Source organism: Streptomyces sp. NPDC037083 (assembly GCF_055606485.1).
This window is the reverse complement of the sequence record NZ_JBVJSQ010000005.1, coordinates 471,835-483,451: the sequence shown is the minus strand read 5'-3', so window position 1 is coordinate 483,451 and position 11,617 is coordinate 471,835. Positions and strand designations below refer to the sequence as shown.

At 70.1% G+C, this 11,617-nt stretch carries 10 protein-coding genes and 1 tRNA gene; 7 read left to right on the top strand and 4 right to left on the bottom strand.

Translation table 11 applies throughout. The features are described from left to right. The first annotated feature begins 436 nt into the window (after nucleotides 1-436). The 6 genes from ACZ7DE_RS16980 (at nucleotide 437) to ACZ7DE_RS16955 (ending at nucleotide 6,811) form a co-directional block, all read left to right on the top strand. Complete coding sequence (locus tag ACZ7DE_RS16980) at nucleotides 437-919, top strand: CarD family transcriptional regulator (protein WP_003953493.1); 483 nt, start codon at nucleotides 437-439, stop codon at nucleotides 917-919. Nucleotides 920-1,218: 299 nt separating this feature from the next. Continuing rightward, a complete protein-coding gene (gene ispD / locus ACZ7DE_RS16975; protein ID WP_470761823.1) occupies nucleotides 1,219-1,971 on the top strand; it encodes a 2-C-methyl-D-erythritol 4-phosphate cytidylyltransferase in 753 nt (250 codons plus the stop codon). After that, entirely contained in the window at nucleotides 1,961-2,467 is a 507-nt protein-coding gene (gene ispF / locus ACZ7DE_RS16970; protein WP_470761822.1) for a 2-C-methyl-D-erythritol 2,4-cyclodiphosphate synthase, read from the top strand. Before ispD ends, ispF begins: the two co-directional genes overlap by 11 nt. A gap of 107 nt (nucleotides 2,468-2,574) precedes the next feature. After that, nucleotides 2,575-3,975, top strand: a complete 1,401-nt coding sequence (gene cysS, locus ACZ7DE_RS16965) for a cysteine--tRNA ligase (RefSeq protein WP_470761820.1) — start codon at nucleotides 2,575-2,577, stop codon at nucleotides 3,973-3,975. Between the two features lie 100 nt (nucleotides 3,976-4,075). Continuing rightward, a complete protein-coding gene (gene rlmB, locus ACZ7DE_RS16960) occupies nucleotides 4,076-5,017 on the top strand; it encodes a 23S rRNA (guanosine(2251)-2'-O)-methyltransferase RlmB (RefSeq protein ID WP_470761818.1) in 942 nt (313 codons plus the stop codon). A 126-nt stretch (nucleotides 5,018-5,143) separates the two neighbouring features. Continuing rightward, nucleotides 5,144-6,811 (top strand): DoxX family membrane protein, encoded by a 1,668-nt coding sequence (locus tag ACZ7DE_RS16955; RefSeq protein WP_470761816.1) that lies wholly within the window; start codon nucleotides 5,144-5,146, stop codon nucleotides 6,809-6,811. 176 nt (nucleotides 6,812-6,987) lie between these two features. On the opposite strand, the gene ACZ7DE_RS16950 is transcribed toward ACZ7DE_RS16955, so the two are convergent. The 4 genes from ACZ7DE_RS16950 to ACZ7DE_RS16935 form a co-directional block, all read right to left on the bottom strand. Continuing rightward, nucleotides 6,988-7,719 (bottom strand): nucleotidyltransferase family protein, encoded by a 732-nt coding sequence (locus ACZ7DE_RS16950; RefSeq protein ID WP_470761814.1) that lies wholly within the window; start codon nucleotides 7,717-7,719, stop codon nucleotides 6,988-6,990. A gap of 212 nt (nucleotides 7,720-7,931) precedes the next feature. Continuing rightward, nucleotides 7,932-8,402, bottom strand: a complete 471-nt coding sequence (locus tag ACZ7DE_RS16945; protein WP_470761812.1) for a hypothetical protein — start codon at nucleotides 8,400-8,402, stop codon at nucleotides 7,932-7,934. 221 nt (nucleotides 8,403-8,623) lie between these two features. Next, on the bottom strand, nucleotides 8,624-9,712 hold the full coding sequence (locus ACZ7DE_RS16940) for an ABC transporter ATP-binding protein (RefSeq protein WP_470761811.1): 1,089 nt from the start codon (nucleotides 9,710-9,712) through the stop codon (nucleotides 8,624-8,626). Nucleotides 9,713-10,023: 311 nt separating this feature from the next. Continuing rightward, nucleotides 10,024-11,358: an RNA-guided endonuclease InsQ/TnpB family protein gene (locus ACZ7DE_RS16935; protein ID WP_470761809.1), complete on the bottom strand. Its 1,335-nt coding sequence runs from the start codon at nucleotides 11,356-11,358 to the stop codon at nucleotides 10,024-10,026. A gap of 175 nt (nucleotides 11,359-11,533) precedes the next feature. Here ACZ7DE_RS16935 and ACZ7DE_RS16930 point away from each other — a divergent pair. Further along, nucleotides 11,534-11,607 (top strand) — tRNA-Thr (locus ACZ7DE_RS16930). Nucleotides 11,608-11,617: the final 10 nt, after the last annotated feature.

The window sequence follows — 11,617 nt, the reverse complement described above, 5'->3', positions numbered from 1 at the left end:
GCTTCACCTGTCGTCTGCCTGCTCGTCCGTGATTCGCAAAAGCGCGCTCGCGGGCCCGCTCGCGGATTTTCCGTGAAGGAATGCGAGACCGTCCCCGGAATTGATCACGGCCCCGGCCGAACAGCCGATGATCAATTCCGGAAACGGCCCGTATCCGTCCGGCCGCACCGAACGGAGTAGCGGAAGTCGCACATCCGGAAGCGGACATATGTGGACGTTCGGCCGTTCGGGCGGCGCTCCGGATGCGTGTAACGTGCGCGTTTCTCCCCCCTCGAAGAGCCGCTCCGACCTGCGAATACCTGCTTCCGCGGGCCCTCCGCAGCACGTCCCTGTCAGTGTTGTCAAGCCCCGAGATATGCCCTGACCTGCGAAAACGCCATTCAGAACCCGCAGTTTCCGTGTTACCCTGGATAGCCACGGAAGGGGTACCTGTCACATGACGTTCAAGGTTGGCGACACCGTGGTCTATCCCCATCACGGGGCCGCGCTGATCGAGGCCATCGAAACTCGCCAGATCAAAGGCGTGGACAAGACCTACTTGGTGCTGAAGGTCGCCCAGGGCGACCTGACGGTACGTGTGCCAGCGGACAATGCGGAGTTCGTCGGCGTGCGTGATGTGGTCGGTCAGGACGGGCTGGACCGGGTCTTCGAGGTGCTGCGCGCGCCGTACGCCGAGGAGCCCACGAACTGGTCGCGTCGTTACAAGGCAAATCTGGAGAAGCTCGCCTCCGGCGATGTCATCAAGGTCGCGGAAGTCGTGCGTGACCTGTGGCGTCGTGAGCGCGAGCGCGGACTCTCCGCCGGTGAGAAGCGCATGCTCGCCAAGGCCCGCCAGATCCTGGTGAGCGAGCTCGCTCTCGCGGAGAACACCAACGAGGACAAGGCCGAAGCGCTGCTCGACGAGGTTCTCGCGTCCTGAAGCCGGTCCAGGACCGACCTCGGCACACTGAAGAACACTGAAAATGCCGCGGTGCCCGATGACGAATTCCCGTCGCCGGGCGCTGCGGCATGTTCGTGCTCGGACACTGCCGTGCACCCCGCCCCACTGCCCTGCGACCCAACGCGCCGTCCACGGGGGTGACCCCCCGATACTTGGTGTGCCGGGCCCGGGCTGCTGCCTCGACCGGTGCGTCACGGAAGGGTCCGGTCAAGGCGTCGCGCCCGGCACTTCCCAGGCCATACCCACGGCAGGCCAGCACACAAACCTGACAGGAACCGATGTCTGACGATTCGCGTCCTTCCCCCGCGCCCGCCCGCACGGCCGCGGTGATTCCGGCCGCCGGCCGGGGCGTCCGCCTCGGTCCCGGGGCCCCCAAAGCGCTGCGCGCGCTGAGCGGCACGCCCATGCTGATCCACGCGGTGCGCGCGCTGGCCGCCTCCCGCGCCGTCGCCCTGGTGGTCGTCGTGGCCCCGCCCGACGGCGCCGGCGAGGTCAAGTCGCTGCTCGACGCCCACGCGCTGCCCGACCGCACCGACTTCCTGGTCGTGCCCGGCGGCGACTCCCGTCAGGAGTCCGTGCGGCTGGGGCTCGCCGCGCTGCCGCCCGAGTACGACATCGTCCTGGTCCACGACGCCGCCCGGCCCCTCGTCCCCGTCGACACCGTGGACGCGGTCATCGAGGCCGTCCGCGAGGGCGCCCCGGCCGTCGTGCCGGCGCTGCCGCTCGCGGACACCGTCAAGGAGGTCGAGCCGACCCGCGTCCCCGGCGACCCCGAGCCGGTCGTCGCCACCCCGGAGCGCGCCCGCCTGCGCGCCGTGCAGACCCCCCAGGGCTTCGACCGCGCCACGCTGGTCCGCGCCCACGACACGGTCACCGTCGACGTCACCGACGACGCGAGCATGGTCGAACAGCTCGGCCTGACGGTCGTGACCGTCCCCGGCCACGAGGAGGCCTTCAAGGTCACCCGGCCCCTCGACCTCGTCCTCGCCGAGGCGGTCCTGGCCCGCAGGAGGCTCAACGATGGCTTCTGAGACCCCCCTCGCGGGCACGCCGCTGCCCCAGGTCGGCATCGGCACCGACATCCACGCCTTCGAGGAGGGCCGCGACCTGTGGTGCGCGGGCCTGAAGTGGGAGGGCGAGGGCCCCGGCCTGGCCGGCCACTCCGACGCGGACGTCGTCGCGCACGCCGCCTGCAACGCGCTCTTCTCCGCCGCCGGACTCGGCGACCTGGGGCAGCACTTCGGCACCGGGCGCCCCGAGTGGTCCGGCGCCTCGGGCGTCACCCTGCTCACGGAGGCGGCCCGGATCGTGCGCGAGGCCGGCTTCGTCATCGGCAACGTCGCCGTCCAGGTCGTCGGCCCCCGGCCCAAGATCGGCAAGCGGCGCGACGAGGCGCAGAAGATCCTCTCGGAGGCCGCCGGAGCCCCGGTGTCGGTGTCGGGCGCGACGACGGACGGGCTGGGCTTCCCCGGGCGCGACGAGGGCCTGATGGCGATCGCCACGGCGCTCGTGGTGCGCACCGGCTGAACGGCCCGCGACCGCACCGCCCGACATATGCCATGGCATGTCACGAATATGTGGCCCTTGGGCGGAAGGGGCTCGGGGCACTGCCCCGCGCCCACTACCCTGGAGTGGTGACCATTCGCCTGTACGACACCAGCGCCCGGAAGATCCGTGATTTCGTCCCGCTCACACCGGGTTGTGTCTCGATCTACCTCTGTGGCGCCACCGTGCAGGCGGCCCCGCACATCGGGCACATCCGCTCGGGACTGAACTTCGACATCATGCGCCGCTGGTTCGCCCACCGCGGCTACGACGTCACGTTCATCCGCAACGTCACCGACATCGACGACAAGATCATCGTCAAGTCGCACGACCAGGGCCGCCCCTGGTGGTCCATCGGATACGAGAACGAGCGCGCGTTCAACGACGGCTACCAGGCGCTCGGCTGCCTGCCGCCGACCTACGAGCCGCGCGCCACCGGGCACGTCCCCGAGATGATCGAGATGATGCGCGGTCTGATCGAGCGCGGCCACGCCTACGAGGCCGACGGCAACGTCTACTTCGACGTGCGCTCCTTCCCGGGCTACCTGGAGCTGTCCAACCAGGACCTGGACGATCTGCGCCAGCCCTCCGGCGACGGCGAGACCGGCAAGCGCGACCAGCGCGACTTCGCACTGTGGAAGTCCGTCAAGCCGGGAGAGCCGAGCTGGGAGACGCCGTGGGGCCGCGGGCGTCCCGGCTGGCACCTGGAGTGCTCGGCCATGGCGCACAAGTACCTGGGCTCCGCCTTCGACATCCACGGCGGCGGCCTCGACCTGATCTTCCCGCACCACGAGAACGAGATCGCCCAGGCCAAGGCCTACGGCGACGACTTCGCCGCCTACTGGGTGCACAACGCCTGGGTCACCATGAGCGGCGAGAAGATGTCGAAGTCCCTCGGGAACTCCGTCCTCGTGTCCGAGATGGTCAAGCAGTGGCGTCCGATCGTGCTGCGCTACTACCTCGGCACCCCGCACTACCGCTCGATGATCGAGTACAGCGAGGAGTCGCTGCGCGAGGCCGAGTCGGCGTTCGCGCGCATCGAGGGATTCGTGCAGCGCGTCGTCGAGAAGGCCGGAGGAGTCGTCGAGCCCGCGGCCGAGGTGCCGCCCGCGTTCGCCGAGGCGATGGACGACGACCTGGGCGTGCCGCAGGCCCTCGCCATCGTGCACACGACGGTGCGCCAGGGGAACTCGGCCCTCGCCGCCGACGACAAGGAAGCCGCGGTGGCCCGCCTCGCCGAGGTCCGCGCCATGCTCGGCGTCCTCGGCCTCGACCCGCTCGACCCCCACTGGGCCGGCGAGGAGAGCCGGGGAGAGGACCTGCACGGCGTGGTCGACAGCCTCGTACGGCTCGTGCTCGACCAGCGCGAGTCGGCCCGCGGGCGCAAGGACTGGGCGACCGCGGACGCCATCCGCGACCAGCTCACCCAGTCCGGCCTGACCATCGAGGACAGCCCGCAGGGACCGCGCTGGACGCTGGGTCCGCGCTAGGACGGCCACAGGGCCTGTCCTTGATCGACTGTGCCGCCCGGCCTTCCGGGCGGCACACTGCATAAGACGTTTGTACGAAGCTCACGGAGACGAGTGACTCATGGCAGCCAACAACCGCCGCATGTCCGGCAAGAAGGGCGCGCAGGTCGGCAGTGGCGGCCAGCGACGCCGGGGCCTGGAGGGCAAGGGTCCGACCCCGCCCGCCGAGATGCGCAAGAAGCACAAGAAGAACCGCATCGCGACGGCCAAGGCGAAGCAGGCCGCACGCCGGCCCGTCGCCCGCGGCCGGGGCGGCAAAGGCACCTCCGAGATGGTCGTCGGCCGCAACCCGGTCGTCGAGGCGCTGCGTGAAGGCGTGCCCGCGAGCACGCTCTACGTCCAGCAGTTCATCGACAACGACGAGCGGGTGCGCGAGGCGCTGCAGCTCGCGGCCGAGCGCGGCGGCATCAACCTCATGGAGGCCCCGCGGCCCGAGCTGGACCGCATGACCAACGGCCTCAACCACCAGGGTCTGGTCCTGCAGGTCCCGCCGTACGAGTACGCCCACCCCGAGGACCTGGCCGCGGCCGCCTACGACGACGGCGAGGACCCGCTGATCGTCGCCCTCGACGGCGTCACCGACCCGCGCAACCTCGGCGCCGTCGTCCGCTCCGTCTCCGCCTTCGGCGGCCACGGCGTGGTCGTCCCCGAGCGCCGCGCGGCCGGCATGACGGCCGGCGCCTGGAAGACGTCCGCCGGCACCGCCGCCCGCACCCCGGTCGCCCGCGCCACCAACCTCACCCGCGCCCTGGAGGCCTACAAGAAGGCCGGCATCGCGGTCGTCGGCCTGGCCGCCGACGGGGAGCACGAGGTCGGCGAACTGCCCGCACTCGACGGCCCGGTCGTCATCGTCGTCGGCAGCGAGGGCAAGGGACTCTCCCGACTGGTGGGCGAGACCTGCGACTTCCGCGTGCGCATCCCGATGCCGGGCGGCGCCGAATCCCTCAACGCCGGCGTGGCCGCGGGAATCGTGCTGTACGAGGCGGCTCGGCGCAGGGCCTGACGGGACTGCACGCACGTCCGGAAATTCACCCGAACGGGTTAATCCCGGCGTGTAGTGCAACCTTGACGGAGTCCGGACAGATCCGGCGGGTCAAAGCAGTGTCCTAAACACACATCACTCGGTTAGATGAGTGTGGACACCAGAACACCCCGCACACCCACGGGGGACCGCTCGTCGGGATTCGACGACGCTCCCGCGCTGAGCATGGTGAAGGTGCCGAGCGATCCGGCGCAGATCATCGTCAGCCACGCGAGCTTCCGCGTGCAGCTGGGCGCGTCTGCGCGGCGTAGTCAATCCCCGCGGATCGCCCGGCACGTGAGCGCCATCGATGACACCGCGCGCATCCCCGGCGTCGGGGCGGCGGGCAGAGCGGGCGCCGCTTCCGGTGGCCGCCGGCGGGCCGTCGTCTGGAGCGGCAAGTCCGCCCCGGACGACACCGGCGCCCACCGGCTGCTGCAGGCCGTGCGGGCAGGCAGCGTCGGCCACGGCGAACCGCCCACGGCCGACGCCGGAGCCACCCAGGTCATCCCCCGCGTCGGCGTGGACGACAGGAACTACGACGGCGACCTCGCCGCGCAGACCCTGGAAACCCCCATCGTCGGCGCCCAACGCGCCCCCGTCGCCGGCGAACACCGCCTCCTGCCGAACATGCGCACCGTCGGCAGCGCCTACGACGAACCCGCCTACCACGACGCCCAGTTCGACGACTTCGGGCCGGCGGACGACGGCCCCGACCCCGACACCCACACGGCCCCGCGCACCCGACGGCACAACGACGACCCCGCCCGGCACGCCTACTTCCCCGGCCGCCGGATGAACCTCGGCGTGGTCCTGCTCCCGCTGCGCATCTTCCTCGGCTTCATCTCCATCTACGCCGGCATGGGCAAGCTGTGCGACCCCGTCTACTTCGACGGCGGCAAGCGCGGCTCCATGGTGAAGTGGCTCAACACCCTGCACCCCTGGGAAGTCGCCGAACCCCTGCGCCAGTTCGCCCTGCACCACCCCGTCGGCTCCGGCCTCGTCATCGCCTTCCTCCAGGTCGTCGTGGGCGTCCTCACGGTCCTGGGCTGCTGGCAGCGGGTCGCCGCGGTGGTCGGCGCCGGACTCTCGGCCGCACTGATCGTCACCGTCAGCTGGAAGACCGTCCCCGTCTACGACACCCCCCACATCATCTACCTCGCCGCATGGTCGCCGCTGATCATCGCCGGCGCCCCCGTCTACTCCGTCGACGGCCGCCTCGCCGCCGGCGCCTGGCGTCGCCTCGGACCGCGCACCGACCTGTGGGAGCTGCGCCGTTACGTGCTGCGCCGCGGCGCCCTCGTCACCGCCATCGCCGTCGGACTCACCCTGCTCGTCGGCTCCCTGCTCGGCGGAGCCGTCCGCGACGCCGACCGGGTGGTCGTTCCCGGCCCCGGCGAACCCCCGCGCAACGAGCTGCCCGGCTCGCCGCTCCCGCAGAAGTCCGGCACGCACAAGGCGACCCGGAAGCCCTCCGCTTCCACCGCGCCCACCCAGAGCGCCACCTCGGCGGCCCCGACGGCCGGCGCGGACAGCGAGCCCTCCAGGTCCCGCGACTCCGGCACCGCCGGAGCGGGCGCACCCAGCCAGACCCAGGGCACCGCGGGACAGGCCCCGCCCGAGCGCTCCACCCCGGCGGAACAGGCCCCGGCGACCAGCTCCGGCCCCTCGTCCGGTGGCTCGTCGAGCAGCTCCGGCGGCTCGGACGGCGGCTCCGACGGCGGCGGATCGTCCTCCTCCGGCCAGCCGGGCCTGGTGGGCGGCCTGCTCGGGTAACGCGAGACCGAACGACCGAGGGTGCCGTGCGCGGAAAGCGCACGGCACCCTCAATCGTTCAGGTGCGCGGAGAACGTCGCGACCAGCCCCACCGGGCCGGCAGCCGATGACGAACCGTGTGAACCGCTCCACTCGCGGAGCGACTCAGCGACTCAGCGACTCAACGGCCCAGCGACTCAACGGCCCAGGGCCGCCAGTTCCTTCGCCGCCTCCGTCAGGTCCTTCGCGGTGTCGATGGCCCGCCAGTACGCCCCCTGCGGGATCGGGAAGCCGGCCAGCCGCCGCTCACGGGCCAGGTGCGGGAACGTCGTCCGCTCGTGGTCGCCGCGCGCGGGCAGCAGCCCCGCGAACTCCGGCGAGAAGACGTACACGCCCGCGTTGATCTCGTACGTCGTGGGCGGCGCCTCGATGAAGTCGGTGATGTGACCGAACCCGTCCGTCTGCACGGCCCCCCACGGAATGCGCGGACGCGCCAGCGCCAGAGTCGCTATGGCGTCGCGCTCGGTGTGGAAGTCGGCCATCTCGCGCAGCGAGAAACGGGTCCAGATGTCGCCGTTGGTGGCGTACCAGGACCGGTCCGGGTGGGGGAGGTGGGCGGCCGCGTACTTCAGACCGCCGCCGCGGCCCAGGGGCTCGGTCTCCACGACGGTGGTGACCCTCACGGGCAGCTCGGCCGACTTCAGCCAGTCCTGCAGGACCTCGGCGAGGTGGCCGCAGGAGACGACGACGTCGGTCACGCCCTCCTCGGCCAGCCAGCCCAGCTGATGACCGATGATCGGCGTCCCCGTACCGGGGATCTCGACCATCGGCTTGGGCCGGTCGTCGGTGTACGGGCGCAGCCGGGACCCCTGGCCACCGGCCAGGATGACGGCTTGCGTGGGGCGGGACGCGGCGTGCGGATCGGTCATGCCCGCACTGTACGTGCCGCACGTTCCGGGCCGTGCGGCTCCCCCGGTGCAGGGGGCGCCGCACGGCCCGGTAGGAGTGTCGGACCCCGGAGAGCGGGCCCTCTGTCTGACGTCCGTGCCTGACGCCTGTGTCTGACGCCTGTGTCTGACGTCCGTGCCTGACGCCTGTGTCTGACGTCCGTGCCTGAACGCTTGTGTCTCAGCCCGGCGCCTCAGCCCCGCGCCGCCAGGACGCCCGAGGCGAAGGCCGTGTCGCACACCGGGCGGGCGTACGACTGGGCGCGCGAAGGACCGTACATACGGACCGCGGCGCGGCCCAGGGCGCGGGCGATGGAGGAGCAGTGCCTGGCCAGCGACGGCTTGCCGTTCACGGCCGCCTGGAGATGGGTCAGGGCGACGCCCGGATCCTTCTCCTGGAGCTCGGTCAGCAACTGGTCGCGCAACACGTCCTGCGGGGCCTTGGCGGCCTCGTGCGAGGACTGGTGCGCGGTGGAGACGTCGGAGGCGGTGAGCACCGAATCCGAGGGGTTCCCCGACCAGTTGACCCGGGTGACCGCGAGGGTCCCGGAGAGCACCATGACGACGGGCAGGACGAGGGCGAGCGAGCGGCCGATCCGGCGGGCTGGGCCGCCCCGGCCGCTGCGCGTGCGCTGGGTGGTGGAGTGGTTCGCGGAGTGCTTCACGCGTGAGAGGGTAGCGTGCAGTAATGACCGGGCGACATTCAGTCACTCGCACGGGGGATGCCGCTGTGCTCCCTTTTGGGTAAAGGGTTGACGGGCGGCCGTCGAAATGTCCGCTGTGCCGGGGATTCTGCGGACGCGGAAAAGGGCCCCGCAGCAGCCTGCGAGGCCCTTTTTCGTCAATCCGGGTGAATCACCCGGGTTCAATCAGGTCCGTCAACCCGTCAGTCCGACAGACGCGCGCCCGTCGACGTCGAGAACACGTGGGTCTCACCCGCGCGCGGGACGACGTGCAGCGTGCTGCCCTTCTCCGGGACGTCACGGCCGCCGACGCGGACCACGAGGTCCTTCGACTCGTCGCCGACCTTGGCGGTGCCGTAGACGAAGGCGTCGGAGCCGAGCTCCTCGACCACGTTCACGACGACCGCGAGACCCGTGTCGGCGTCGGCGCCCGCCACGTCGAAGTGCTCGGGGCGGACACCGACGGTGACCGTCTTGTCGGTGGCCGCGGCGAGCGCGTCGCGCTGCACCGGCACCACCGAGTTGCCGAACTTCACGCCGCCGTCGGCGATCGGCACCTCGACGAGGTTCATCGCCGGCGAGCCGATGAAGCCGGCCACGAACAGGTTGGCGGGCCGGTCGTACATGTTGCGCGGGGTGTCGACCTGCTGGAGCAGACCGTCCTTGAGGACCGCGACCCGGTCGCCCATCGTCAGGGCCTCGACCTGGTCGTGGGTCACGTACACGGTGGTGATGCCCAGACGGCGCTGCAGCGACGCGATCTGCGTACGCGTCGACACACGCAGCTTGGCGTCCAGGTTGGACAGCGGCTCGTCCATGAGGAACACCTGCGGCTCGCGCACGATGGCGCGGCCCATCGCGACACGCTGGCGCTGACCGCCCGAGAGGGCCTTCGGCTTGCGGTCCAGGTACTCTGTGAGGTCGAGGATCTTCGCGGCCTCCTCGACCTTCTGCCGGATCTCCGCCTTGTTGACGCCGGCGATCTTGAGCGCGAAGCCCATGTTGTCGGCGACCGTCATGTGCGGGTACAGCGCGTAGTTCTGGAACACCATGGCGATGTCCCGGTCCTTGGGCGGCAGGTGGGTTACGTCACGGTCACCGATGCGGATCGCACCGCCGTTGACGTCCTCGAGACCGGCGAGCATCCGGAGCGAGGTGGACTTGCCGCAGCCGGACGGACCGACCAGGACGAGGAACTCGCCGTCCGCGATCTCGATGTCGAGCGCGTCGACGGCGGGCTTGGTGGAACCCGGGTAGACCCGGGTCGCCTTGTCGAAAGTGACAGTGGCCATGGCTCGAAGGCCCCCTTCTACCGGCAGGAACGTGCCGGACGATCCGTTGTAGGAAGGTGGTTGGTGTAGTCCACATGAGCGAACTGGGTCAGGACGGTACCTGGCGTTTCCCGGCCTGTCAGTACCTGCACGCATGTGAACTTCACGAAAATTCCCGAACGGGGCAGAGCAACTGTCTTTTGACCTTGATTCCTGCTTCACAGCCCGCCGCCGGTCACACACAGCCCTGTGAGCTGTGCCTGTTCGGTCTTACATGGGCTCCACAGGCGTTCCGGCCGACGGCCCGTCGGTCCGTACCACAGCGGTCACCGCTACGCGGCCAGCAACCGCAACCCCTCATTCCGGAGGTTCACGGCCGCGTTCACATCGCGGTCGTGGAAGACCCCGCACTCAGAACACGTCCACTGCCGGACCGAGACATCCAGCCTCTGGCCCACGGCATGACAGGCCGAGCAGCGGCGGGTCGACGGGAAGAAGCGGTCCACGACCACCAACTTCCGCCCGTACCACTCGCACTTGTACTGCAGCTGCCGCAACAGCTCGCCCCAGCTCGCATCGAGAATCGTCTGGTTCAGCTTCGCTTTCCGCCGCCTCCCCTTGCCCCTTGCCGCGCGCGACAGGGATGCGACGGACAGGTCCTCCACCACGAGCACTTGGTTCTCGCGCACGAGGCGGGTGGTCAGCTGATCCAGCATGTCCCTGCGCACGTCCGTGATCAGCGCGTACAGGCGCGCGATCTTCTGCCGGACCTTGGCCCGGTTCTTCGAACCCCTCACCTTCTTGTGCAGCTCCCGCTGTAACCGCGCCAGCTTCTCCGCGTACCGCCTCAGCAGCCGCGGATGATCGAACTTCGTCCCGTCGTCCAAGGTCACGAGCGACGCCAGCCCCAGATCAATCCCGACCGCCTTCGGCTCCCGCGTCCCCGGCGTGAACACCACAGGTAACGGCGCCATGCGCTCCTCCACCAGCGCCGACACGAAATACCGGCCCGCTCGATCACGCGTCACCGACAGACGCACCGGAACCGCCCCGGCAGGCAACGCCCTCGACCAACGCACATCCAACGGCCGCGACTGTTTCGCCAACGTGATCAACCCCGTACCGGGCCGCTCGGGGTCCTCCACCCACCTGAACCCGCTGCGCACATACGTCACCGCATCCCTGGACCGTCCCTTCTTCTTACGCCTCGGATACCTCGCCTCACCCTTGAAGAACCGGCTGTACGCCTCATCCAGATGGCGCAGCGACTGCTGGAGAACGACCGAAGACACCTCCGCCAACCACGCTGTCTCCGCCGCCCGCTTCCAACCCGTCAAGGCCCGACACGTCTCCGCGAACCCCACGTTCACCCGATGCCGCTCCCAGGCCCCGGAGCGCAGCGCCAGCCCCTCGTTGTAGGTCCACCGACAGGCGCCGAACGTCCGCTCCAGCTGCTCTGCCTGTTCCTCGGTGGGGTAGAAGCGGAACCGGTAGAGACGGTGACGGGTACCGGGGGCCTTGGCGTGGGGATGTAGACGAGTCGCCCGGCGCGTGTGGTGCTTGCGGCGGTCGCGGATGCCGAGAACCTCGCGCTTGATGCACTCGGCCTGCTCGCCCTTCACCGCTTCAGGCGTAGATGTCCGAGCCTTCTCCGCGGACTTCCCCATGGTCCCCTCCCCGACGATCCGATCTTCGGAACAGCACGTCAGACCGATCAACGAACGAGTGCGCGATCGGTCACGCACAGTTCTCGAATGCGTGAGGAGAAGAGAAGTCCGTGGCCCGGGGAAACGGGGGCTGTGTACAGTGGAGCCGCCCTCGCGCGGCGTTGTAGCGCGCGGCGCCTCCTTAGCTCAGCTGGCCAGAGCAGCTCACTTGTAATGAGCAGGTCGTCGGTTCGAATCCGACAGGGGGCTCGGTGGGAAG

Bases quoted from the DNA above. Each gene is read 5' to 3' on its own strand.
- ACZ7DE_RS16980 (WP_003953493.1), top strand. From the start codon at position 437: ATGACGTTCAAGGTTGGCGACACCGTGGTCTATCCCCATCACGGGGCC.
- ispD (WP_470761823.1), top strand. From the start codon at position 1,219: ATGTCTGACGATTCGCGTCCTTCCCCCGCGCCCGCCCGCACGGCCGCG.
- ispF (WP_470761822.1), top strand. From the start codon at position 1,961: ATGGCTTCTGAGACCCCCCTCGCGGGCACGCCGCTGCCCCAGGTCGGC.
- rlmB (WP_470761818.1), top strand. From the start codon at position 4,076: ATGGCAGCCAACAACCGCCGCATGTCCGGCAAGAAGGGCGCGCAGGTC.
- ACZ7DE_RS16955 (WP_470761816.1), top strand. From the start codon at position 5,144: ATGAGTGTGGACACCAGAACACCCCGCACACCCACGGGGGACCGCTCG.
- ACZ7DE_RS16950 (WP_470761814.1), bottom strand. From the start codon at position 7,719: ATGACCGATCCGCACGCCGCGTCCCGCCCCACGCAAGCCGTCATCCTG.
- ACZ7DE_RS16940 (WP_470761811.1), bottom strand. From the start codon at position 9,712: ATGGCCACTGTCACTTTCGACAAGGCGACCCGGGTCTACCCGGGTTCC.
- ACZ7DE_RS16935 (WP_470761809.1), bottom strand. From the start codon at position 11,358: ATGGGGAAGTCCGCGGAGAAGGCTCGGACATCTACGCCTGAAGCGGTG.